Annotated in this window: 21 protein-coding genes; 17 read left to right on the forward strand and 4 right to left on the reverse strand. The window is 68.4% G+C overall.

The features are described 5' to 3' along the window. The first annotated feature begins 60 nt into the window (after positions 1–60). The 6 genes from FVP33_RS08455 to pheT all read left to right on the forward strand — a co-directional run bounded on the left by FVP33_RS08455 (position 61) and on the right by pheT (position 6,845). The gene (locus FVP33_RS08455) at positions 61–798 is read left to right on the forward strand and encodes an amino acid ABC transporter ATP-binding protein (protein ID WP_147783141.1); all 738 of its coding nucleotides are present in this window, start codon (positions 61–63) and stop codon (positions 796–798) included. 75 nt (positions 799–873) lie between these two features. After that, a complete protein-coding gene (locus FVP33_RS08460; protein WP_147783142.1) occupies positions 874–1,725 on the forward strand; it encodes a glutamate ABC transporter substrate-binding protein in 852 nt (283 codons plus the stop codon). A gap of 87 nt (positions 1,726–1,812) precedes the next feature. Further along, the gene (locus FVP33_RS08465) at positions 1,813–2,460 is read left to right on the forward strand and encodes an amino acid ABC transporter permease (protein WP_147783143.1); all 648 of its coding nucleotides are present in this window, start codon (positions 1,813–1,815) and stop codon (positions 2,458–2,460) included. Next, the gene (locus FVP33_RS08470) at positions 2,457–3,314 is read left to right on the forward strand and encodes an ABC transporter permease subunit (RefSeq protein WP_147783144.1); all 858 of its coding nucleotides are present in this window, start codon (positions 2,457–2,459) and stop codon (positions 3,312–3,314) included. Before FVP33_RS08465 ends, FVP33_RS08470 begins: the two co-directional genes overlap by 4 nt. Continuing rightward, positions 3,307–4,347 (forward strand): phenylalanine--tRNA ligase subunit alpha, encoded by a 1,041-nt coding sequence (gene pheS / locus FVP33_RS08475; protein WP_147783145.1) that lies wholly within the window; start codon positions 3,307–3,309, stop codon positions 4,345–4,347. Before FVP33_RS08470 ends, pheS begins: the two co-directional genes overlap by 8 nt. Then, positions 4,347–6,845 (forward strand): phenylalanine--tRNA ligase subunit beta, encoded by a 2,499-nt coding sequence (gene pheT / locus FVP33_RS08480; RefSeq protein WP_147783146.1) that lies wholly within the window; start codon positions 4,347–4,349, stop codon positions 6,843–6,845. The genes pheS and pheT overlap by 1 nt, the downstream gene beginning before the upstream one ends. Positions 6,846–6,911: 66 nt before the next feature. Here pheT and FVP33_RS08485 read toward each other — a convergent pair whose 3' ends face one another. From FVP33_RS08485 to FVP33_RS08495, 3 genes are all read right to left on the reverse strand, one after another. Beyond that, positions 6,912–7,982 carry an ABC transporter substrate-binding protein gene (locus FVP33_RS08485; RefSeq protein ID WP_222706652.1) on the reverse strand — a complete coding sequence of 357 codons (1,071 nt, stop codon included), beginning with the start codon at positions 7,980–7,982 and terminating at the stop codon, positions 6,912–6,914. A gap of 64 nt (positions 7,983–8,046) precedes the next feature. Next, entirely contained in the window at positions 8,047–8,916 is an 870-nt protein-coding gene (locus FVP33_RS08490; protein ID WP_147783147.1) for an ABC transporter permease, read from the reverse strand. Continuing rightward, positions 8,916–9,773: an ABC transporter ATP-binding protein gene (locus FVP33_RS08495; RefSeq protein ID WP_147783148.1), complete on the reverse strand. Its 858-nt coding sequence runs from the start codon at positions 9,771–9,773 to the stop codon at positions 8,916–8,918. The genes FVP33_RS08490 and FVP33_RS08495 overlap by 1 nt, the downstream gene beginning before the upstream one ends. A 228-nt stretch (positions 9,774–10,001) precedes the next feature. Between FVP33_RS08495 and FVP33_RS08500 the strand changes: the two genes are divergently transcribed. The 11 genes from FVP33_RS08500 to FVP33_RS08545 all read left to right on the forward strand — a co-directional run bounded on the left by FVP33_RS08500 (position 10,002) and on the right by FVP33_RS08545 (position 21,346). Then, positions 10,002–11,738: a sensor histidine kinase gene (locus tag FVP33_RS08500; protein ID WP_246142237.1), complete on the forward strand. Its 1,737-nt coding sequence runs from the start codon at positions 10,002–10,004 to the stop codon at positions 11,736–11,738. A gap of 4 nt (positions 11,739–11,742) precedes the next feature. Then, complete coding sequence (locus tag FVP33_RS08505; protein ID WP_147783149.1) at positions 11,743–12,420, forward strand: response regulator; 678 nt, start codon at positions 11,743–11,745, stop codon at positions 12,418–12,420. Between the two features lie 180 nt (positions 12,421–12,600). Continuing rightward, complete coding sequence (argC, locus tag FVP33_RS08510; protein WP_147783150.1) at positions 12,601–13,644, forward strand: N-acetyl-gamma-glutamyl-phosphate reductase; 1,044 nt, start codon at positions 12,601–12,603, stop codon at positions 13,642–13,644. Continuing rightward, positions 13,641–14,792 carry a bifunctional glutamate N-acetyltransferase/amino-acid acetyltransferase ArgJ gene (argJ, locus tag FVP33_RS08515; protein WP_147783151.1) on the forward strand — a complete coding sequence of 384 codons (1,152 nt, stop codon included), beginning with the start codon at positions 13,641–13,643 and terminating at the stop codon, positions 14,790–14,792. The genes argC and argJ overlap by 4 nt, the downstream gene beginning before the upstream one ends. Beyond that, complete coding sequence (gene argB / locus FVP33_RS08520) at positions 14,792–15,697, forward strand: acetylglutamate kinase (protein ID WP_147783152.1); 906 nt, start codon at positions 14,792–14,794, stop codon at positions 15,695–15,697. Before argJ ends, argB begins: the two co-directional genes overlap by 1 nt. A gap of 38 nt (positions 15,698–15,735) precedes the next feature. Continuing rightward, positions 15,736–16,884 (forward strand): acetylornithine transaminase, encoded by a 1,149-nt coding sequence (locus FVP33_RS08525; RefSeq protein ID WP_246142260.1) that lies wholly within the window; start codon positions 15,736–15,738, stop codon positions 16,882–16,884. Beyond that, the gene (gene argF / locus FVP33_RS08530) at positions 16,881–17,801 is read left to right on the forward strand and encodes an ornithine carbamoyltransferase (protein ID WP_147783154.1); all 921 of its coding nucleotides are present in this window, start codon (positions 16,881–16,883) and stop codon (positions 17,799–17,801) included. Before FVP33_RS08525 ends, argF begins: the two co-directional genes overlap by 4 nt. 174 nt (positions 17,802–17,975) lie before the next feature. Then, positions 17,976–19,175, forward strand: a complete 1,200-nt coding sequence (locus FVP33_RS08535) for an argininosuccinate synthase (RefSeq protein ID WP_147783155.1) — start codon at positions 17,976–17,978, stop codon at positions 19,173–19,175. A 10-nt stretch (positions 19,176–19,185) separates the two neighbouring features. Continuing rightward, the gene (gene argH / locus FVP33_RS08540) at positions 19,186–20,628 is read left to right on the forward strand and encodes an argininosuccinate lyase (RefSeq protein WP_147783156.1); all 1,443 of its coding nucleotides are present in this window, start codon (positions 19,186–19,188) and stop codon (positions 20,626–20,628) included. Further along, positions 20,625–20,771, forward strand: a complete 147-nt coding sequence (locus FVP33_RS19470; RefSeq protein WP_187270624.1) for a hypothetical protein — start codon at positions 20,625–20,627, stop codon at positions 20,769–20,771. The genes argH and FVP33_RS19470 overlap by 4 nt, the downstream gene beginning before the upstream one ends. Then, a complete protein-coding gene (locus FVP33_RS08545) occupies positions 20,771–21,346 on the forward strand; it encodes a DNA-3-methyladenine glycosylase (RefSeq protein WP_147783157.1) in 576 nt (191 codons plus the stop codon). The genes FVP33_RS19470 and FVP33_RS08545 overlap by 1 nt, the downstream gene beginning before the upstream one ends. Before the next feature lie 122 nt (positions 21,347–21,468). Here the strand turns inward: FVP33_RS08545 and FVP33_RS08550 are convergent, their stop codons facing one another. Then, a complete protein-coding gene (locus tag FVP33_RS08550) occupies positions 21,469–22,044 on the reverse strand; it encodes a hypothetical protein (protein WP_147783158.1) in 576 nt (191 codons plus the stop codon). Between the last annotated feature and the right edge of the window lie 538 nt (positions 22,045–22,582).

Below are 22,582 nucleotides of genomic sequence, written 5' to 3' on the forward strand. Positions count from 1 at the left end.
GGCCGGTCGGGAGTGGACTGAGTGGTCGGCCCCCGAACGGGGGTGTGGTTGGCTTGAGGCATGGGGCCTCTCGTTGTCGTAGACCGGATCAACAAACATTTCGGCGACCTGCACGTGCTCAAGGACATCTCGACGACGGTCGCCAAGGGCGAGGTCGTGGTCGTGATCGGGCCGAGCGGCTCGGGGAAGTCCACCCTCTGCCGGGCGATCAACCGCCTCGAGACCATCGACTCCGGCACCATCACCATCGACGGGAAGGTGCTGCCCTCGGAGGGCGCCGAGCTCGCCCGGTTGCGTGCCGATGTCGGCATGGTCTTCCAGTCGTTCAACCTCTTCGCGCACAAGACGATCCTCGAGAACGTCACCCTCGCCCCGATGAAGGTGCGCAGGCTCTCGAAGAAGGACGCCGAGTCCCGCGGCATGGAGATGCTCGACAGGGTGGGTGTCGCCAACCAGGCCGGCAAGATGCCCGCCCAGCTCTCCGGCGGTCAGCAGCAGCGGGTCGCGATCGCTCGCTCGCTCGCCATGGAGCCCAAGCTCATCCTGCTCGACGAGCCGACGAGCGCCCTCGACCCGGAGATGATCAACGAGGTGCTGGATGTGATGGTCGGCCTGGCGAAGGACGGCATGACCATGCTCGTGGTGACCCACGAGATGGGGTTCGCCCGGAAGGCCGCCGACCGGGTGCTCTTCATGGCCGACGGGATGATCGAGGAGGAAGCGACTCCCGAGAAGTTCTTCACCGACCCGCAATCGCCGCGGGCCCAGGACTTCCTGTCCAAGGTTCTCGCGCACTAGGTCTGGTTCGACCAGAGTGGCCCACCCTCGGTGGACACGCACGACCACGCAGCGCCAATGAGAGGCACCAACACCATGAAGAAGACCCTCACGATCGTCGCCATCGCGGCGTCGGCGATGCTGATGCTGGCCGGCTGCTCCGGCGGAGCAGACACGACAGCGACGCCGAAGGCCGTTCCCACCTTTGCGGCAGGCTCGACCATGGAGAAGCTCGCCAAGGCGGGCAAGATCACCATCGGCACCAAGTTCGACCAGCCGTTGTTCGGCCTCAAGGGCCCGGACGGACCGGTCGGCTTCGATGTGGAGATGGGCAAGATGATCGCCGCGAGCCTCGGCATCAAGGCCGAGAACATTCAGTGGAAGGAGACCATCTCCGCCAACCGCGAGCCGTTCATCCAGTCCGGCGAGGTCGACCTCGTGATCGCCACCTACACGATCAACGACCTGCGCAAGAAGGCGGTCTCGTTCGCCGGCCCGTACTATTCGGCCGGCCAGTCGATCCTCGTGAAGGCCGACAACAAGAAGATCAAGTCCGAGAAGGATCTCGTCGGCAAGCCGGTCTGTTCGGTCACCGGATCGACGCCGGCGGCCAGGCTCGCGGAGATCGGTGCCAAGCCGCTGCTGACGGACATCTACTCGAACTGCCTGGAGCCACTGCGCTCGGGCGCGGCAGTCGCGGTCAGCACGGACAACGTGATCCTCGCCGGGCTGGCGGCGCAGAACGAGGGCGAGTTCAAGGTCGTCGGCAAGCCGTTCACGGAGGAGCCGTACGGCATCGGGCTCAAACTCGACGACAAGGGATTCCGCAGCTACGTCAATTCGGTGTTGACCAAGTCCTACAAGGACGGCAGCTACAAGAAGGCCTGGGAAGACACCGCCGGAAAGATGCTCCCGTACGTCGCACCGCCCGCCGTCGACAACTACTAGGCCAGCCCAGTCGCGTGGGTGGCGGTGCTTCGACGGGCCGCCACCCGCGTGCCGAGACCTCCAGACCGAACCGAGGGGAGTGAACCCATGAATGCCGTGATCGACAACCTGCCGTCCTACCTCCAGGGCTTCGGCCTCACGCTGTCGCTGTTCGCGATCGCGGGAGCGGGGGCGCTCGTGCTCGGCACCCTCGTGGCCGCCATGCGCATCTCCCCGGTGCCCGGCCTCAGCGGTGCCGCGGCGGTCTACACCGAGGCGTTGCGCAACACCCCGCTCACCCTCGTGCTGTTCTTCTGCGCGATCATTCTTCCCTACCTCGGCGCGACCCTTCCGTACTTCGCCGCCGCGAGCATCGGACTCACGCTCTACACCTCGCCGTTCGTGGCCGAGGCCCTGCGCTCCGGCGTCAACGGAGTGCCCATCGGGCAGGCGGAGGCCGCCAGGAGCCTCGGGATGGGGTTCGGCCAGTCGCTCACGCTCGTGATCTTTCCGCAGGCGTTCCGCACGGTGATCCCGCCGCTCGTCAACGTGCTCGTCGCCCTGGCCAAGAACACCTCGGTGGCTGGCGGATTCTTCGTGGCCGAGCTGTTCACGGTCGGCAAGAAGCTCGCCAATGCGAACGGAGACAACATCATCCCGATCCTGCTCGGGGTCGCCTTCTTCTACCTCGTGATCACGATTCCGCTCGGTGTGCTCTCGGCACGACTCGAAAAGAGATGGGTGGTACGGCGATGAGCTCCTCTGTGCTCTTCGACGCACCCGGCCCGAAGTCACGACGCCGGTCGCGGACGCTCTCGATCGTCACCCTCGTGGTCGTGGCCGCCGTCGTCGTCTGGGTTGTCCTCACTCTGGCCGCCCCTCGAGTGTCCTCGGGCATCACCCTCCCCGGCTCATTCGACCCCACCCGCTGGGACATCTTCGCGGACCCGCGGGTCTGGCGCGGCATCGGTCTCGGCGTGCTGGCGACCCTGCAGGCGGCGGCGCTGGCGGCCGTTCTCGCCCTCGCCATCGGAATCGGTTTCTCGACTCTGCGCACGTCCGTCCACGCCTGGGTGCGGGTGCCGACCACCGTCGTTCTCGAGTTCTTCCGCGGCATGCCCGTGCTGCTCCTCATGCTCTTCATCCTGCTGGCGAGCTCGTTCGGCTCGTTCTGGGCCGTCGTGCTCGCGCTCGGCCTGTACAACGGCGCGATCATCGGGGAGATCCTGCGGGCCGGGCTCGCCTCCCTGCCGCTCGGCCAGCGCGAGGCGGGGCTCAGCCTCGGCCTGACGCGGCTGCAGGCGAAGACGTTCATCGAGTTTCCACAGGCGTTCCGGCAGATGCTGCCGGTGATCGTCGCGCAGCTCGTCGTGCTGCTCAAGGACACCAGCCTCGGCTTCATCGTCGGCTACAACGAGCTCATCCGCACGACCATGAACCAGATGGCGAGCTTCTACGGCAACCGGTACCTCCTCTCGCTGTTCCTCGTGACCCTCGTGATCTACCTCGCCATCAACCTGTCACTGTCGGCGTTCGCCCGGCGGCTTGCGCGACGCCGGGGTGGGGCGGTGCGGCCCGGATTCCTCGCTAAACTTGGGAACCGTGCCTGACGCCCTGAACATCACCGACGAGTCGGTCGCCGCCGCCGTGGAGGCCGCCCTCGCGGCCCTCGCCGCCGCCACCGACTCGGCATCCCTCCGCTCCGCCCGAACCGAGCACACGGGGGAGTCCTCCGTGCTCGCCCGGCTGGGCGGGATGCTGCGCGACGTACCGAACGATCAGAAGGCCGCTGCCGGCAAGCTCGTCGGACAGGCGCGGGGCCAGGTCACGCAGGCGTTCGCCGCCCGCGAGGCCGAACTGTTCGTCGCGGAGGAGACCGCCCGTCTCGCCGCCGAGGCCGTGGATGTCACGGCCGTGCCGTCGCGCAGGATCCCCGGCGCACGGCATCCGCTCACCCTGCTGCAGGAGACCATCGGCGACGTGTTCATCGGCATGGGCTGGGAGATCGCGGAGGGCCCGGAGCTCGAAAACGAGTGGTTCAACTTCGACGCGCTCAACTTCGACGAGGACCACCCGGCGCGGGCGATGCAGGACACCTTCTTCGTCGATCCCCTCGACTCGCACCTCGTGCTGCGCACCCAGACCAGCCCGGTGCAGATCCGTTCGCTGCTCACCCGCGAACTCCCGCTCTACGTGGTCTCGCCCGGCAAGGTGTTCCGCACCGACGAACTCGACGCCACGCACACGCCGGTGTTCCACCAGGTGGAGGGGATCGCCATCGACAAGGGCCTCACGATGGCCCACCTTCGCGGCACCCTCGAGCACTTCGCTCGCATCATGTTCGGCGCAGAGGCGAAGATCCGCCTTCGCCCCAACTACTTTCCGTTCACCGAGCCGAGCGCCGAGATGGACGTCTGGCAGCCGGGCGCCAAGGGCGGCGCACGCTGGGTCGAGTGGGGTGGATGCGGAATGGTCAATCGAAACGTGCTGCGGGCTGCCGGCATCGACCCGGACGAATACCAGGGCTTCGCCTTCGGCATGGGGATCGAACGCACCCTGATGTTCCGCAACAACCTCGCCGACATGCGCGACATGGTCGAGGGTGACGTGCGGTTCAGCCAGCAGTTCGGGATGGTGGTCTGATGAGGGTCCCCATCAGCTGGCTGCGCGAGTTCGTGGATGTGCCCCTCGACGCGACTCCCGAAGACGTGCACGCCGCGCTCGTGAGCGTCGGCTTCGAAGAGGAAGACGTGCACGGCTTCGAGGTGAGCGGACCGATCGTGGTCGGCCAGGTCCTCGAGTTCACGCCGGAGCCGCAGTCGAACGGCAAGACCATCAACTGGTGCCAGGTGGATGTGGGCGAGGCGGAGCCGCGCGGCATCGTCTGCGGAGCCCACAACTTCGTCACCGGCGACAAGGTCGTCGTGTCTCTGCCGGGCGCCACGCTGCCCGGCCCGTTCCCCATCTCGGCCCGCAAGACCTACGGCCACGTCTCCGACGGGATGATCGCCTCCGCGCGCGAACTCGGCCTCGGCGAGGAGCACGACGGCATCCTTCGGCTCGCCTCCCTCGGCCTCGACCCGGAGGTCGGTGCAGACGCGATCTCCCTCCTCGGGCTCGACGACTGGGCCATCGAGGTCAACGTCACCCCCGACCGTGGCTACGCCTTCTCGATCCGCGGCATCGCCCGCGAGTACGCGCATGCCACCGGGGCGGAGTTCCGGGATCCGGCCCTCGCTCCCGCGCTCCGGCACGCCCCGGCCTCCGGCTTCCCGGTCACCATCGACGACCGGTCTCCGGTGCGCGGTCGCACCGGTGCCTCCGTCTTCGTCACGCGCGTCGTGCGCGGCATCGACGCCGGCAGCCCGTCGCCGGCGTGGCTCGTCGCCCGGCTCAAGCTCGCCGGCATCCGCTCCATCTCCGTGGTCGTCGACATCACCAACTACGTGATGCTCGAGCTCGGACAGCCGACGCACGGTTACGACCTCGATGCGCTCAGCGGGGGCATCACCGTGCGCCGCGCAGCGCCGGGGGAGACCCTCGAGACGCTTGACGGCCAGCGCCGCACGCTACACGTCGAAGACCTGCTCATCGCCGACGACTCCGGACCGATCGGCCTCGCCGGTGTCATGGGCGGTGCGTCCACCGAGATCGGCGCGACCACCGTGAACGTGCTCGTGGAGGCTGCCAACTTCGACCCGGTGTCGATCGCGCGCTCCGCGCGTCGCCACCGGCTGCCGAGCGAGGCGTCGAAGCGCTTCGAGCGGGGCGTCGACCCGGCGATCGCGGATGCCGCGGCGGCCCGAGTCGTCGAACTGCTCGAGAGCCTCACGGGCGGTCACGCCGACACGCTCGGTTCGCGCTGGAACGTGGCCGTGGCCGCGGAGCCGATCGAGCTGCCGGACGGCTACGTCGAGGCACTCGTCGGCGCCGACTACAGCGACGACGAGATCGTCGCCGCGCTCACCGACATCGGCGCGACCATCGAGCGCGCGACGGGCGCCCTCTCCGTCGCCCCGCCGAGCTGGCGTCCCGACCTCACGGACAAGGCGACCCTCGTGGAGGAGGTCGCGCGCATCGTCGGCTACGACCGCATCCCGGCCGTGCTTCCGACTGCTCCTCCCGGGCGAGGGCTGTCGAGGTCGCAGCGTCTGCGTCGGGCGGCGGCCCAGGTGCTGGCCGCCAACGGCCTCACTGAGGTGCTCTCCTACCCCTTCGTCACGAGCGCGACCAACGACACCTTCGGTTCGGCCGTCGAGGGGCCGGTGCCGGCGATCCGCCTGCTCAACCCGCTCGATGCCGAGTCGCCGTTCCTGCGCACCTCGCTCCTGCCGGGGCTCATCGAGGTCGCCCACCGCAACCTGTCCCGGGGACTCACCGATCTCGCACTGTACGAGATCGGCTCCGTGTTCCGCCCGCAGGCAGGCGAGTCGTACGGCAGCGGCCCGCTTCCCTCGGGAATCGTGCGCCCGTCGCTCACGGAACTGGGCGAACTGTTCGAAAGCATCCCGCCCCAGCCGCTGCACGTCGCCGCCCTGTTCGTGGGGGCGGCCGTGGTCCACCAGCCGGGCCAGCCGGCGGTGGCCCGCGGAATTGCGGATGCCCTGGACGCGGCGAGGCAGCTCGCGGCCTCCGTGGACGCGGCCCTCACCATTGGCCAGGGGTCGCATCACGCGATGCACCCGGGGCGCACGGCCGAGCTCTTCGTGGCGAACCAGGCGGTCGGCTTCGCGGGCGAACTGCTGCCCGCCCTCGCCGACGAGCTCGACCTGCCAAGAGTCACCGCCGTGCTCGAGGTCAACCTCGAACTGCTCATCGAGTTCTCGGCTCGGGAGGTCGTTCCGGTGAGCATCTCCAGCTTCCCGGCGGCGACCCAGGACCTGTCTCTCGTGGTGCCCGTCGAGGTGCCGGCGGCCCAGGTGCTCTCCGCGGTCGTCGACGGTGCGGGCGATCTGCTCGAGGACGCCCGGCTCGTCGACGACTACCGCGGCTCCGGGGTTCCCGCCGGATCCAAGTCCATCACGCTCGCCCTGCGTTTCCGTGCCCCGGATCGAACCCTCACCGCCGCCGAGGCGAGCGACGCCAAGCTCGCGGGCGCAGCGATCGCCGCGGAGCGGTTCGGCGCGACCGTGCGCGAATAGTCGTCGCACAACGACAATGGCGTGACCGGGAGCCGGTCACGCCATTGTCGTTCTTGTGGAGTACCCCTACTTGGCGGCCGTCACGAACTGGTCCGTGTAGGTCTTGTGTACGTCGATCGACTTCCCCTGAACGTCCTTATTGAACGCCGAGAGCACCTTGAGGTTGGTCGGCGGGCCGTTCGGCGGCATGATCCCCGTCGGGTTGTAGATGCCCTTCTCCGAGTCGAAGGCCGTGATCCACGCGGCCTTGCCTGCTCCGGCGTAGTAGTCCGCGGGGATCTTCTCCACGATCGTGGCCCCGTCGTTGGCCTGGATGTACTTGAGCGTCTTCACGTAGGCGTTGACGAGCTTCTGCACCGTCACCGGGTTCTGCTTCACCCACGACGACTTCATGTACAGCGAGGTGGCCGGGTACTCGCCGCCGAGCGCGGCCGAGGTGCCCTCGGAGCTGCGCATGTCGAGCAGGATGTACGCGCCTCCCGTCGCCATCAGCTGCGAGACCGTCGGTTCGGTGGTCATCGCGCAGTCGACGTTCTTGTGCTGCATGGCGCCGATGAGGGTGGCTCCGGACTGCACGCCGAGGCGGTGGATCGTCGTCGGGTCGACGCCGTTCTTCTTCGCCAGGTACTGGGTGAGGAAGTCGGTCGACGAGCCGAGGTCGGTGATGCCGAGGTTGCGACCCGACCAGTCTGCCGGCGACTTGATCTGGCCCTTGAGGTCGCTGCGGCACAGCTCGACCTCGCCGGGCGTCACGAGCATGTTCACCACGGATTCAACCTCCTGGCCGAGGCCGGCGAGGTCGATGGTGTGGTCGTAGAAGCCGCCCACCCCGTCGACCTTTCCGGCGAGCATATTGGTCGTCGCATCCACTCCGGCCGGCTCGTCGGAGAGCGTGACGGTGAGGCCCTGCTCCTTGTAGTAGCCGAGCTGCTGGGCGAGCATGAACGGCAGGTAGATCTGCTTGTTCAGGCCGCCGACCATGATGGAGACGGTGCCGTTGGCCGAGTCGCTCGTCGCGCCGGCCTTGGGTGTGGTGGCAGGCGTGGCCGAGCTGCAGCCCGCGACTCCGATCGCGACGGCGATCGCCGCGCTGGCGAGCGCGAGCATTCGGCGTTTGGTGCTGGGATTTTCCTTCATTGGACTCTCCTTGTTGTGTTGTGTTGTGTTGTGTTGTGTTGTGTGGTGCGGTGAGGGGATGGGGTTAGAGCTCCGGGCCGCTCAGCTGCGGCGGACGCCAGCGCAGCAGGCGATTCTCGAGACGAGTGATGAAGTACTCCGCGATGAGCGCGATGATGCCCATGATGACCATCGCGGCCCAGACACCGTTCGCGTTGAAGGTGCCCTGGGCGTTCTTGATGAGTTCTCCGAGGCCCTGGAGGCCGCCGAGGAATTCGCCGACGATCGCGCCGATGAGGGCGAAGCCGAAGCTCACGTGCAGGCTGGCAACGATCCAGGTGAAGGCCGACGGGAGCACGACGTGGCGGGTCACCTGCCACTTCGATGCGCCGAGGATGGTCGCGTTCGCGATGAAGTTGCGGTCAACCTCGCGCACCCCCTGGAAGGCGTTGAAGAAGACCCCGAAGAAGACGAGCACGACCACGAGCAGGATCTTCGACTCGATGCCGAGCCCGAGCGCGAGCACGAAGACGGATCCGAGCACGATCCGCGGGATCGAATTCAGCACCTTGATGTACGGGCTGAACACCTCGGCGAGGAAGCGGATGCGCCCGAGCGCGATGCCCGAGACGATTCCCAGCGCGGTGCCGATGACGAAGCCGATGAGTGCCTCCTCGAGGGTGACGGCGATCTGCTGCCAGAGCGGGCCGATGGCGGTGCCGTCGCGGAACCAGGTGATGAGCTGGGCGAGGATTCCGCTCGGCTCGCCGTAGAGCACGACCTTGAGCTGGTCCGATCCGACGCCGAGCTGCCAGCCGCCGAGCAGCAGCACGAGCAGTCCGAGCTGGCTGGCGAGCACACGGAGGCGGCGCTTGCGGGTGCGGCTGTGGGCGGTCGCCGCGATGGTCGCCTCGAGTCCCTGGGTCAGCGTTGTCTCGACGCTCGATGCGCTCATCAGGATGCCTTTCCGGTGGTTTGGGTGGACTGCGAATACGCCGTGTCGACCTCGGAGCGCAGCGACTCCCAGATCTGCTGGTAGAGGTCCACGAAGCGCTTGTCGAAGCGGATCTCCTGCACCACCCGCGGGCGGGGCAGGTCGATGGCGAAGGTCTCCTTCACGGTTCCGCCGGGACCGGCGGTCATCACGACCACCTTGTCGGCCAGGGCGATGGCCTCCTCGAGGTCGTGGGTCACGAACACCACGGCGGGCTTGGTGACGTCCCACAGGCCGAGCAGTTCGTTGGACATGATCGCCCTGGTCTGCACGTCGAGGGCGCTGAACGGTTCGTCCATGAGCAGGATCTCCGGCTCGTTGATGAGGCTCTGGGCGAGGGCGACGCGCTTGCGCATGCCGCCGGAGAGCTGGTGGGGGAACCGGTCTTCGAAGCCCGCCAGGCCCACGCGACGGATCCAGTCCTTCGCCGAGGCGATCGCGTTCGCCTTGTCGATGCCCCGGAACTTCGGGCCCATCGCGACGTTGTCGAGAACGGACTTCCAGGGGAGGACGGCATCCGTCTGGAACATGAACCCGACACCGGGGGTGATGCCCTTCACGGGCTCGCCGTGCACGCTCACCGAACCGGCGCTCGGCCGCTCCAAACCGGAGATCAGGGTGAGCGACGTCGACTTGCCGCACCCGGTCGGGCCGACGATCGCGCAGAACTCGCCCGGGGCCACCTGGAGGGTCATGTCCCGAATCGCCGTGTAGGTCGACCCGTCCGGTGTCGTGAACCGCTTGGTCACGTTCTTCAGGTCGATGGCCGGTCGCAGCGTTGCCAGGGGGGTTGAGAACAGGTGCGGCGCAGTGCTCATCGAGGCTCCTTTCGATTCGATGACGAACCGCAGGGAGACCTGCGCTGTCATCGTTGACGAGGCGCCCGGTTCGGGCGCATCTGGGTGGGGCAACGATATGGTCGGTGGCAACCCCGTGTCCGGTTTCCGCGACTTGGTCGCAGATGACCGCATTGCGCACCTTGTGCGCATTAATCTCACGACCCCGATTCGGACGTCGCGGCGTCGCGGTCGCTGTAGCGTGAATCCGTGACAACGAAGACGCGACCGCGGAGTGTGGCAGGAGCGCGACTGAGCGCCCGCGGGCCCAGGCGGCTCAGCTTCTCCACCCAGACTCTGGTGTTCCAGCTCGGCGTCGTCGCCCTCGTGGTGCTCGTCTGCACCGGCATGTTCGCCTATCTGAGCTACGGCGAGACCGGCAGCCAGGTCGAGGCGAGAGCGCTCGCCGTGGCGAACAGTGTCGCGGCCCGCGACGACGTGCGCGAACTCGTCACGGCGGTCTCGGCCGAGGAGGCCGTTCCCAGCATGGTGGAACTGCGCGGAGGGCCGATTCAGAAGGCGGCCGAGGAGGTGCGCAAGCGCACCGCCGCCCTGTTCGTGGTGATCACCGACGACGACGGCATCCGCCTCTCCCACCCCACACCGAGCCTGCTCGGCAAGATGGTCAGCACGAGCCCGAGCGCGGCCCTGAAGGGCAAGGCGGTCACGGCGATCGAGAACGGCACGCTGGGGCCGTCGGCGCGAGCCAAGGTACCGATCTGGTCGCCGGACCACCTCCGCGTGGTCGGCGAGGTGAGCGTCGGATTCTCCATGACGAGCGTGATGCAGAATCTCGGCGCGCTCGTCCTCCCGCTCATCGGGGTGGGGATCGGCGTACTCATCCTCGCTGCGGCGGCCTCGGCCGCCCTCGTGCGGCGCCTGCGCAATCTCACCCTTGGACTCGAGCCGGAGGAGATCTCCGCGCTCGTGCAGGACCAGGAGGTCGTGCTCTACGGCGTGGGGGAGGGCGTCATCGGCACGACTCCTGAGGGCGTGATCACCGTGTGCAACGCGAAGGCCAGGAGACTGCTCGGCCTGCCGGACGTGATCGGCAACCAGATCCGTTTCCTCAGCATCCCCGCCCCGATCATCGACCTGCTCGACCGCCCGCAGCTCGCCGACGACGCCTCGGTGCAGGTCGTCGTCGGACAATCGGTGCTCGTCGTGACGGCGCGCAAGGTCACGCGGGGCGCGAGCGATCTCGGCTGGGTGATCATGGTGCGAGACAGGACAGACGTCGAGGCGCTCAGCCGCCAATTGTTCGCCGTCGAGGCGCTGTCCACCGCCCTGCGCGCCCAGCGCCACGAATTCGCCAATCGCCTGCACACGATCTCCGGGCTGCTCGAGATCGGCGAGACGGCGGAGGCCGCGCACTACCTGCGCCAGACTCTCGAGACGGGGCCGCTGAAGCATCCGGTCGAACACGGCGATCGGTTGCAGGACTCCTACCTGCAGGCCTTCGTCGGCGCGAAGGGATCCCAGGCCGCCGAACGAGGCGTGCTGCTGCGGATCGGGTCGGAGACGCTCATCGCCGGTGCGGTGATCGATCCGCAGGACGTCACGACCGTCCTCGGCAACCTCATCGACAACGCGGTGGTCGCCGCCGTGCACGGCAGGGACGAGAGCCGCTGGGTCGAAATCGAGCTGCTGAGCGAGGGGGACACCCTCCACCTCGTCGTCGCCGACTCCGGCGACGGAATCGGAGGAGACCGGGAGCTGCCGTTCGTGGAGGGCTACACGACCGCCACCGGGATGGGCGACGAAAGCCACGGCCACGGCCTCGGCCTCGCGCTCTCCCGCCAGATCGCCCGGCGGCGCGGTGGCGACGTCTGGCTGGCGTCGGCCGGAGCCGTCGGGGGACCGGGCGCGGTCTTCTGTGCGAGGCTCCCCGGTGTGCTCTCGGCGGAGGAGCCCGTGCGGCCGGCCTCGCCACGGGTGGTGGTCTGACGACATGGCCGACGACATCCGCGTGCTCATCGTCGACGACGACTTCCACGTGGCCAAGCTCCACGTGGCGTACGTCAACGCGATCCCGGGCTTCACCGCCCTGCCTCCGGTGAGCGGGGGAGAGGAGGCGATCCGGGTCGTGCGGGCGATGCAGCCCGAGCTCGTGCTTCTCGACATCTACCTGCCGGACGTCAACGGGCTCGACGTGCTCCGAGGCCTCGACGTGGACGTGTTCGTGATCAGTGCGGCGTCCGATGTCGCGTCGGTTCAGAAGGCGCTCCGTCGCGGTGCGCTCAGCTATCTCATCAAGCCGTTCCGGGCGGAGTTCCTCGAGCAGCGACTCCGGGCCTACGCCCGCTACCGCAGTGTGCTCGCGGCCGGCAACACCCTCGACCAGGAGGCGGTCGAACGAGCACTCCGCATTCTGCACCCGGGTGAATCCGGCGCGGGCAAGCCCCGGGCGGCGACCGAGGCCGCGGTGCTCGAGATCCTGCGGCGCACGAGCGTTCCGACCGCCGCGTCCGAGGTCGCGAGCGAGGTGGGCATCTCCCGCGCCACGGCGCAGCGTTACCTGTCGAGCCTCGTCTACGAGGGCGCGGCGAGCGTGCAGCTCCGCTACGGCAGCACGGGGAGGCCGGAGCACCGCTACAGCGTGCGGGGCGCCGGACCCGCCGATTCGTGAACTGTGGCGCGGAGGCGGTATGGTCTTTTTCATGGACATGCACGGGACGCGTCAGGGTGAGGTTCGCCTGCCGGTGATCCGCGCGCGCCGATCGTCGGCGACGCCGCAGCGCTGATTCGTCAGCGTATCCAGCAGCGCCGCCGCCCCGATCCCCGTCCGATCGATCACAAAGGTAGAGGCATGTCTCTCTCCGTTGCCGTGGCTGGTGCCAGTGGCTATGCGGGTGGTGAACTCCTGCGACTCCTCGCAGGGCACCCCGATTTCACGGTGACCACGGTCACCGCATTCTCCAACGCCGGCCAGTCGCTGGCCTCCGCGCAGCCCCATCTGCGTTCCCTCGGTCACCTGACCCTCGCGGAGACCACTGCGCAGTCCCTCGCCGGTCACGACGTGGTGTTCCTCGCCCTGCCGCACGGCAAGTCGGGGGAGCTCACCGAGCACCTGCCGGCCGCCGCGCTCGTGGTCGATTGCGGCGCCGACCATCGGCTGCGCAGTGCGTCGGACTGGGCGGCCTTCTATCCCGGCCAGTACTTCGAGGCCTGGGACTACGGCGTGCCGGAACTCATCGTCGGCGGGGCGAAGCAGCGCGAGGCGCTTGTCGGCTCTCGGCGCATCGCCGCGCCCGGCTGCAACGCGAGCACCGTCGCCCTGGCACTCGCGCCGGGGATCGCGGCCGGGGTGATCGAGGAGCGCGACCTGGTCGCGGTGCTCGCCGTCGGCCCGTCCGGTGCCGGCAAGGCTCTGAAGCTCGAGAACCTCGCGAGCGAGATCCTCGGTTCTGCCAACCCGTACGCGGTCGGCGGCACGCACCGCCACATCCCCGAGATCCTGCAGGGTCTGCGTGGCGCGGGGGCGCAGTCGCCCACCATCTCGTTCACGCCGGTCATCGTTCCGATGTCCCGCGGCATCCTCGCCACCTCCACCGCGCGGATCGTGCCCGGCACCTCCGCCACGGCGATCCGGGATGCCTGGGAGAGTGCATATGCGGACGAACCGTTCGTGCACCTCCTGCCCGCCGGGTCCTTCCCGCGCACCGCGGATGTGCTCGGCGCAAACACCGCCCTCATCGGTCTCGCCATCGACGAGGCGGCCGGCCGCGTCGTCACGGTGACGGCCGTGGACAATCTCGTCAAGGGCACTGCGGGCGCCGCCATCCAGTCAGCCAATATCGCCCTCGGCCTGCGCGAGACAGCGGGCCTTCCAGTGGACGGAGTCGCACCATGAGCGTCACCCAGCCCCGTGGTTTCACCGCCGCCGGAGTCGAGTCCGGCCTGAAGGCGAGCGGTGGTCGTGACATCGCGTTCGTCGTCAACACCGGCCCGAGCCAGGCCGCCGCCGCCGTGTTCACCAGCAACCGGGCGAAGGCGAATCCCGTGATCTGGTCGCAGCAGGCGATCGCCGACGGCATCCTCCGCGCGGTCGTGCTCAACTCGGGCGGCGCCAACTGTTACACGGGGTCTCGCGGCTTCCAGGTGACCCACGCGACCGCGGAGCTCGCCGCGAGCCTTCTCGGCGCCTCCGCGTCCGACATCCTGATCTGCTCGACGGGCCTCATCGGAGACCAGCTCGACTTCGACAAGGTGTCGGCCGGGCTCACCGCCGCCCACGGCAGCCTGAGCGACGACGGCGGGTTGGATGCCGCGCTGGCGATCATGACCACCGACACCCACCCCAAGCAGTCCGTCGTCTCACGCGACGGCTGGTCGATCGGCGGCATGGCGAAGGGCGCAGGCATGCTCGCGCCGGGTCTCGCGACGATGCTCGTGGTCATCACCACCGATGCCGACCTCCCGTCGGCCGTGCTCGACGCCACCCTCCGCGAGGCGACCAGGGTCACCTTCGACCGCCTCGACTCGGACGGGTGCATGTCCACCAACGACACGGTCGCGCTCCTGGCGTCCGCGGCATCCGGGATCTCGCCCGCCGCCGACGATTTCGGCGCGGCGCTCACCGAGCTGTGCGCCGATCTCGCCGCCCAGCTCCAGCAGGACGCTGAGGGCGCCGCCCACGACATCACGATCGAGGTCGTGAGCGCGGCCTCCGAGGACGACGCGGTCGAGGTCGGGCGAGCAGTGGCGCGAAACAACCTGTTCAAGGCCGCCGTGTTCGGCAACGATCCCAACTGGGGTCGGGTGCTCGCCGCGGTGGGAACGACGGCCGCGGCCTTCGACCCGTACGACATCGACGTGACGATCAACGGCATCCGGGTCGCCCACGCCGGCGAGCCGGACCAGTCCCGCGAACTCGTCGACCTCACCGGGCGGGCGGTCCATCTCGTGATCGACCTGAACGCGGGGGAGTCGACAGCCACGATCCGCACCAACGACCTCACGCACGACTACGTGCACGAGAACAGCGCGTACTCCAGCTGATGGGCGCGCACAGTTCGGAGGCGTCAACCAAGGCGCAGGCCCTGATCGAGTCCCTGCCGTGGCTTCGGGAGTTCCAGGGCAAGACGATCGTGGTGAAGTTCGGCGGCAATGCCATGGTCAACGAGGAACTCAAGCGGGCGTTCGCGGAGGACATGGTCTACCTGCGCCAGGTGGGCGTGCATCCCGTCGTCGTGCACGGAGGAGGGCCCCAGATCTCGGCGGAGCTCGAGCGTCGGGGCATCCCCAGCGAGTTCCGCGGCGGCCTGCGCGTCACCAGCCAGGAGGCGCTCGAGGTCGTGCGCGAGGTGCTCACCGTGGAGGTCGGGCCCCAGCTGTCCGCCCTCATCAACGAGCACGGTCCCCTCGCCCAGGCCCTGTCAGGCGAGACCGACGGGCTCTTCTCCGGCACCCGCCGGGGAACCGTCGTGGACGGCGAAAAGGTGGACCTCGGCCTCGTCGGCGACGTGACCGCGGTCAATCCCGCGACCGTCACCGCGATCCTGGCCGCCGGCAAGATCCCCGTCGTGTCCTCGATCGCGCCGGACTCCGCGCACCACGGGCAGTCCCTCAACGTGAACGCCGACTCGGCGGCATCGGCACTGGCCGTCGCGCTCGGGGCAGCGAAGCTCATCATCCTCACCGATGTCGCCGGACTCTATCGCGACTGGCCGAACCGCGATTCTCTCGTCGCCTCGATCGATGCGGCCGAGCTGGGTGCGCTCATCCCATCGCTGGAATCGGGGATGATCCCCAAGATGACCGCCTGTCTCGATGCCGTGCGGGGCGGGGTCCCGAAGGCGGCCATCATCGACGGCCGCGTACTGCACGCGATCCTGCTCGAGGCGTTCACCGCCGAGGGCATCGGAACCGAAGTCATCCCGACCGCCGAGGAGGCAGCACAGTGACCGACAACGACAACTGGCGCGAACGCTTCGGCGCCGCGATGATGGGGTCCTTCGCGTCCCCGATCGCCATGCTCGTGCGCGGGGAGGGCGCTCATGTCTGGGACTCCGAGGGCACACGGTACCTCGACTTCCTAGCCGGCATCGCGGTAAACGCGCTCGGCCACGCCCACCCTGTGCTCGTCGACGCCGTCAGCACGCAGGTCGCGACCCTCGCCCACGTCTCGAACTACTTCGCCACACCGCCGCAGCTGGAGCTCGCCGAGCGGCTTCGCCGCATCACCGGTGCCGGTGACCGCGGTCGGGTGTTCTTCGGCAACTCGGGGGCCGAGGCGATCGAGGCCGCGATCAAGCTCGCCAGACTCAATCGGGGCGACGGATCGCGCACGCGCATCCTGTCCCTCGTCAATTCGTTCCACGGTCGCACCATGGGCTCACTCTCGCTCACCGGCAAGGCGGCGATGCGGGAGGCCTTCGAGCCCCTGCTGCCGGGAGTCGAGCACATCGCCACGACGATCGAGGCGCTCGAAGAGGCGATGGACGGCACGGTCGCCGCGCTGTTCGTGGAGCCGATCAAGGGGGAGGCCGGTGTCATCGATCTCCCGGACGGCTACCTCCAGCGCGCCCGGGAGCTCACCGAGCAGCACGGCGCGCTGCTCATTCTCGACGAGATTCAGACCGGGGTCGGCCGCACGGGAACCTGGTTCGCGTTTCAGCAGCACGGCATCGTGCCCGACGCGCTCGCCCTCGCGAAGGGCATCGCCGGGGGCGTGCCGATCGGCGCTCTCGTCACCTTCGGCTGGGCCTCCGACCTCTTCAAGCCCGGTCAGCACGGCAGCACCTTCGGCGGCAACCCGCTCGCGACGGCCGCGGGCAATGCCGTGCTCGGCGAGATCGAGCGAGCCGGCCTGATCGACAACGCCGCGCACCTCGGCTCTCGGCTCCGACAGATCGTCGCCGAGATCGGGTCGCCGCTCATCGCCGAGATCCGCGGTCAGGGCGCCCTCGTCGGCCTCGGGCTGTCGAAGCCCGTCGCGGCGGAGCTGGCGGCCGCGGCCTTCGCCGTCGGACTCATCATCAACGCTCCCAACGAGTCGAGCATCCGGCTCGCCCCGCCGCTCATCGTCGGCGACGCGGAACTCGACGAATTCCGCGAACTCTTCGCCAAGGCCCTGGAGGCAGTCGCATGACCCGACATTTCCTGCGCGACGACGACCTCAGCCAGGCCGAGCAGACCGCCATCCTCGATCTCGCGGTCGAGCTCAAGGGAGACCGTTTCGGCACCCGGCCGCTCGTCGGGCCGCAGACCGTCGCCGTAATCTTCGACAAGTCGTCCACCCGAACCCGGGTGTCGTTCGCGGTCGGCATCGCGGAGCTCGGCGGCATCCCGCTGATCATCTCCACGGCGAACAGCCAGCTCGGCGGCAAGGAGACGGCAACCGACACCGCTCGCGTGCTCGAGCGCCAGGTCGCCGCGATCGTCTGGCGCACCTTCGCGCAGTCCGGGCTCGAGGAGATGGCCCTGGGCACGACCGTTCCCGTGATCAACGGACTCAGCGACGACTTCCACCCCTGCCAGCTGTTGGCCGACCTGCTCACCATCCGGGAGCACCGAGGCACCCTCGCCGGACTCACCGTCACCTTCCTCGGCGACGGGGCGAGCAACATGGCGCAGTCCTACCTGCTGGCGGGCGCGACCGCCGGGATGCACGTTCGCGTCGCCTCGCCGGTCGACTACGCCCCCACGGACTCGGTGGTCGCGGCCGCCGACGTGGCGGCGGCGAAGAGCGGCGGCTCGGTCACCCTGTTCACGGACCCGATCGAAGCGGTGGCCGGTGCGGATGTCGTGGTGACCGACACCTGGGTGTCGATGGGCAAGGAGGAGGAGAAGGCCGAACGCCTGACCACCCTCGGGTCCTATCGCGTGGACGCGGAGCTCATGGCACTGGCCAGGCCCGACGCCCTGTTCCTGCACTGCCTCCCGGCCGATCGCGGCTACGAGGTCACCGCCGAGGTGATCGACGGCCCGCAGAGCGTCGTCTGGGACGAGGCGGAGAACCGCCTGCACGCCCAGAAGGCGCTCATGGTCTGGCTCCTCCAGCAGTAGCCCCACCCTCTACCCCCCTCCTCTACCTCCTTCCGAAATCCATGCAATCTTCGCGACGCGCCGGTTCTCTGCAGCAGACACGCCGATTCGACCGAGGATTGCATGGATTTCGGAAGGGAGCGACGCCAAATCGGCGCCCTAAGCTTGTCAACGAATAACACAAGGAGCAGTTACATGGCAGAACGCGTCGTCCTCGCATACTCCGGTGGTCTCGACACCTCGGTCGGCATCGGCTGGCTCAAGGACGCGACCGGCAAGGAGGTCGTGGCCCTCGCCGTCGACGTCGGCCAGGGCGGCGAGGATATGGATGACATCCGCCAGCGTGCGCTCGACTGCGGCGCCGTCGAGGCGATCGTCGTCGACGCCCGCGACGAGTTCGCGAGCGACTACCTCATGCCATCGCTCAAGGCCAACGCGCTCTACCAGAAGCGCTACCCGCTCGTGTCGGCGCTCAGCCGCCCGCTCATCTCGAAGCACCTCGCCCGCGTCGCGCGGGAACTCGGCGCCGACAGTGTCGCGCATGGCTGCACCGGCAAGGGCAACGACCAGGTTCGTTTCGAGGCGGCCGTCGCCGCGCTCGCCCCGGAGCTCACCAGCATCGCCCCGGTGCGGGACCTCGCGCTCACCCGCGACAAGGCGATCGTCTACGCCAACAAGCACAACCTGCCGATCCGCCAGAGCGCAGCCAATCCGTATTCGATCGACAAGAACGTCTGGGGTCGCGCGGTGGAGACCGGGTTCCTCGAGGACCCGTGGAACGCCCCTATCGAGGACCTCTACGAGTACACGCAGGACCCGAACGTCAACCGCGAGGCCGACGAGATCGTCATCACCTTCGAGCGGGGCATCCCGGTCGCCCTCGACGGCGTCGCGTACAGCCCGCTGGCGATCGTCGAGGAACTCAACGCCGTCGCCGGCAAGCACGGCGTCGGTCGCATCGATGTGGTCGAGGATCGCCTCGTCGGCATCAAGAGCCGTGAGGTCTACGAGGCCCCGGCCGCGATCGCCCTGATCGCCGCGCACGAGGCCCTCGAGGCCCTCACGCTCGAGCGCGACCTCGGTCGTTACAAGCGCGGAGTCGAGGCGGAGTGGGCGAACCTGGTCTACGACGGCCTGTGGTTCTCGAGCCTCAAGCGGTCGCTCGACGTGTTCATCGACGATACCCAGCGGTACGTGAGCGGCGAGATCCGCCTCCTGCTTCAGGGCGGCCGTGCGGTCGTCACCGGCCAGAAGAGCGCGGAGAGTCTCTACGATTTCGACCTCGCGACCTACGACACCGGCGACACTTTCGACCAGTCGCTCTCCAAGGGCTTCATCGAGATCTGGTCGCTGCCGAGCAAGATCTCGGCGCGCCGCGAGGCGTCGAGCAACTAGGAGACCCGCTGTGTCGAAATCTGGCGACGAAGAACCCACGGTCGGCAAGACGACCGAGGGGGCGCTGTGGGGCGGCCGGTTCTCCAGCGGCCCGTCGCCGGAGCTCGCCCGTCTGAGCAAGTCCACCCACTTCGACTGGCAGCTCGGACCGTACGACCTCGCCGGGTCGCGAGCGCACGCCAAGGCGCTCGCGGCGGCCGGCTATCTCAGCGACGACGAGCTGGTGCGGATGCTCGAATCCCTCGACACCCTGCGCGTGGCGTTCGAGGACGGCAGCTTTGCCGCACTCGAGTCGGACGAGGACGTGCACGGGGCTCTCGAGCGCGGCCTGATCGAGATCGCCGGCGCGGAGCTCGGTGGCAAGCTGCGCGCCGGGCGCAGTCGAAACGACCAGATCGCCACGCTCGTGCGCCTGTACCTGCTCGACCACTCCCGGGCGATCACCCACCACGTGGTCGACCTCGTCGACGCCATCGCCGCGCAGGCGGAGGCGCACCTCGGCGCCCCGATGCCGGGCCGCACCCACATGCAGCACGCCCAGCCGGTGCTGCTCTCGCACCATCTGCTGGCCTACGCCTGGCCGCTGGTTCGCGACCTCGAACGATTGAGAGACTGGTCGGTTCGCGCCCGGTCGTCTCCCTACGGCGCCGGGGCGCTGGCCGGCAGTTCGCTCGGCCTCGACCCACAGCTCGTCGCGACCGAGCTGGGACTCGACCGACCGACCGAGAATTCGATGGATGCCACGGCCAGCCGCGACGTCGTCGCCGAGTTCGCCTTCATCGCCTCGCTCGTCGGCATCAACCTCTCGCGGTTGGCCGAGGACATCATCATTTGGAACACGCGCGAGTTCGGCTTTGTCACGCTGCACGACTCTTATTCCACGGGCTCGTCGATCATGCCGCAGAAGAAGAACCCCGACATCGCGGAGCTCGCCCGGGGCAAGTCCGGTCGGCTCATCGGCAACCTCGCCGGGCTGCTCGCCACGCTCAAGGGTCTTCCCCTCGCCTACAACCGCGACCTGCAGGAAGACAAGGAACCGGTCTTCGACTCGGTCACCACCCTCGAGGTGTTGCTGCCCGCGTTCACCGGGATGGTCGCCTCCCTGCGATTCGACACCGCGCGTATGGCGGAACTCGCCCCTCAGGGTTTCTCGCTCGCGACGGACGTCGCCGAGTGGCTCGTCACCCAGCACGTCCCGTTCCGCGACGCCCACGAGATCAGCGGGGCGCTCGTCAGCTTCTGTGAGCAACGCGGGCTGCGGCTGGATGAGCCGACGGACGCCGAACTGACCGAGATCTCGCCCCATCTCACGCCCGAGGTGCGCTCGGTGCTCACCGTCTCCGGGTCGATCGAGAGTCGGGATGGCACCGGGGGAACCGCCGCGGTTCGAGTGACCGAGCAGCTCGCCGCGCTCACCCGTCGGATTCGAGAACTGGAGAAGTACCTGCAATGACGCTCAGCAAGGACAACAAGCCCAGGCGGCCGGAACAGAGCCGCACCCAGAAGATCGTGATGTGGAGCATCTTCGCGGTGGCCGGCGCGATGGCCGTCGCTGCCGTCATCCTGTTCTTCGTGAGCGGTGCCCGCCTCTTCTGATGTTCGACCGTGAGGCCCTGGCCAGGCCGGCAAACGAGGTCGCCCTCGACCTGCTGGGCGCCACCCTCTCGCGGGATTCGGAAGAGGGACGGGTGACGATCCGGCTCACCGAGGTCGAGGCCTACCTCGGCGAGATGGACCCGGGATCCCATGCCTTCCGCGGTCTCACCAAGCGCACCACGGTGATGTTCGGCGAGCCCGGACACCTCTACACCTACTTCACCTATGGAATGCACGTCTGCGCGAACGTCGTGTGCTCTCCGCCCGGCACCGCGTCGGCCGTGCTCCTGCGGGGCGGAGAGGTGGTCGAGGGCCTCGAACTCGCCCGCGCGCGACGTACGACCTCCCGATCGGATGCCGACCTCGCACGGGGCCCCGCGCGGCTCGTCGTGGCCCTCGGCGTGACCCTCGCGGACGGCGGAGCGGATCTCGCCACGTCGCCCTTCGACCTCACCCTGCCGACGGTGCGCGCGGATCACGACGCCGGGCCGCGCACCGGGGTGTCTGGGGAAGGCGGGTCGGCCGAGTATCCGTGGCGGTTCTGGATTCCGGGGGAGCGAACGGTGTCCCCGTAGAAGGCCCACGCGAAGGTTCGCCGGCCATGACCGACGGGGTCCACGGCGGCTCGGAGTTCACCGCAGTCGAGCGGTTCATCCGGTCCCGTCCCGACCTCCGGTCCGGCGGTCGAGCCGGCGGGCTAGACGACGATCAGCAGGGCGCACGCCCCGGCCCAGGCGAGGCTCACGAGGGTGCCGATGATGAACCGCTCGCGGATCTCCGGGCTGTCCAGCTCGGAGAAGCGTCCGAGCCCCTTCACCGCGATGAGCACGGCGACGATCTCGAGGTGACCGAGCACGATGGCGGCGATCACGACCAGGCGCTCGACGTAGCCGATGGTCGTTCCGCCGCGCAACACCTCCGCGTCGCGGCGGGTGCCGTCCCGGCTCTCCTTCAGGATGATTCCGCCGTGGTGACCGTCGGTCACGGTCGCTCCGGTTCCGCGATCGGCGAAGGCGAGCACCGCGACGGTGATGGGGTTGCCGGCGACGACGCCGAGGAGCGCGAGACCGATGCCTCCGATCACCGCGACCGCGTGGCTGGGCGCGGGGACCGAGATGAGGAAGGCGGCGCCGGCAAGGCCGATCGCCACCGGGGCGATCGTCACGAGGGAGAGGCGCGGGCGCCTGAAGCGGATGGACGTGATGGCGACCGCGAGCGACGCCGCGATCACGAGAAGCGCTGCCGCCCAGAGGATGCTGCCGACGACGATCATCGAGTGTCCCTTTCCGGCGACTCGCCGGCGGCCGTGGTGATCGACCCCGCTCGCGTTCCCGCCTCGACCATTAGACCGCAGAGTCGAGGCGTCGACGGGTCCGGCACGCGCGTTCGGCTCGAGTCGGCGAGCAGACGAGGTCGGCTGCGCCCGCTCCCGGGGACGCACTCGCCTACTCGATGGCAGGCGGATTCCCGCACGACACGGCGAGAGTTGACGGTTTTGGGGGTGCATATTGGGTCGACGATGACGCGACACGCCCGGGATTGCGCGTAATTTCCCTGGCAGGCGATTGACCCGTAATGTTTCCTCTTGTCACCCCAAAGGTTCCTCAGGCGGAAGTGCCAGGCGGCCTCAAGAGGGACCAAATCCAAGTCATATAGCGGTGTTCCTCTTGCAGGAAGCCGTCTTCAGATCTTAGGATGAGTAACCCACCCCGTAAGCAGTCGGAACGGTTTTGCATGCGCTTCTGAGCGTTGCGGCCGATTTGACAAACTGCGTCAGGGTGGTAAGTTAGACAGGTTGCCTTTCGCGGAAG

Origin of the sequence: Lacisediminihabitans profunda, from assembly GCF_008040105.1 — a bacterium.
Taxonomy (GTDB): Bacteria; Actinomycetota; Actinomycetes; order Actinomycetales; family Microbacteriaceae; genus Lacisediminihabitans; species Lacisediminihabitans profunda.

Excerpts from the sequence above, each read along its gene's own strand:
- FVP33_RS08455 (WP_147783141.1), top strand. The coding sequence starts at position 61 with ATGGGGCCTCTCGTTGTCGTAGACCGGATCAACAAACATTTCGGCGAC.
- FVP33_RS08460 (WP_147783142.1), top strand. The coding sequence starts at position 874 with ATGAAGAAGACCCTCACGATCGTCGCCATCGCGGCGTCGGCGATGCTG.
- FVP33_RS08465 (WP_147783143.1), top strand. The coding sequence starts at position 1,813 with ATGAATGCCGTGATCGACAACCTGCCGTCCTACCTCCAGGGCTTCGGC.
- FVP33_RS08470 (WP_147783144.1), top strand. The coding sequence starts at position 2,457 with ATGAGCTCCTCTGTGCTCTTCGACGCACCCGGCCCGAAGTCACGACGC.
- pheT (WP_147783146.1), top strand. The coding sequence starts at position 4,347 with ATGAGGGTCCCCATCAGCTGGCTGCGCGAGTTCGTGGATGTGCCCCTC.
- FVP33_RS08485 (WP_222706652.1), bottom strand. The coding sequence starts at position 7,982 with ATGAAGGAAAATCCCAGCACCAAACGCCGAATGCTCGCGCTCGCCAGC.
- FVP33_RS08490 (WP_147783147.1), bottom strand. The coding sequence starts at position 8,916 with ATGAGCGCATCGAGCGTCGAGACAACGCTGACCCAGGGACTCGAGGCG.
- FVP33_RS08495 (WP_147783148.1), bottom strand. The coding sequence starts at position 9,773 with ATGAGCACTGCGCCGCACCTGTTCTCAACCCCCCTGGCAACGCTGCGA.
- FVP33_RS08505 (WP_147783149.1), top strand. The coding sequence starts at position 11,743 with ATGGCCGACGACATCCGCGTGCTCATCGTCGACGACGACTTCCACGTG.
- argC (WP_147783150.1), top strand. The coding sequence starts at position 12,601 with ATGTCTCTCTCCGTTGCCGTGGCTGGTGCCAGTGGCTATGCGGGTGGT.
- argJ (WP_147783151.1), top strand. The coding sequence starts at position 13,641 with ATGAGCGTCACCCAGCCCCGTGGTTTCACCGCCGCCGGAGTCGAGTCC.
- argB (WP_147783152.1), top strand. The coding sequence starts at position 14,792 with ATGGGCGCGCACAGTTCGGAGGCGTCAACCAAGGCGCAGGCCCTGATC.
- FVP33_RS08525 (WP_246142260.1), top strand. The coding sequence starts at position 15,736 with ATGATGGGGTCCTTCGCGTCCCCGATCGCCATGCTCGTGCGCGGGGAG.
- argF (WP_147783154.1), top strand. The coding sequence starts at position 16,881 with ATGACCCGACATTTCCTGCGCGACGACGACCTCAGCCAGGCCGAGCAG.
- FVP33_RS08535 (WP_147783155.1), top strand. The coding sequence starts at position 17,976 with ATGGCAGAACGCGTCGTCCTCGCATACTCCGGTGGTCTCGACACCTCG.
- FVP33_RS19470 (WP_187270624.1), top strand. The coding sequence starts at position 20,625 with ATGACGCTCAGCAAGGACAACAAGCCCAGGCGGCCGGAACAGAGCCGC.
- FVP33_RS08545 (WP_147783157.1), top strand. The coding sequence starts at position 20,771 with ATGTTCGACCGTGAGGCCCTGGCCAGGCCGGCAAACGAGGTCGCCCTC.
- FVP33_RS08550 (WP_147783158.1), bottom strand. The coding sequence starts at position 22,044 with ATGATCGTCGTCGGCAGCATCCTCTGGGCGGCAGCGCTTCTCGTGATC.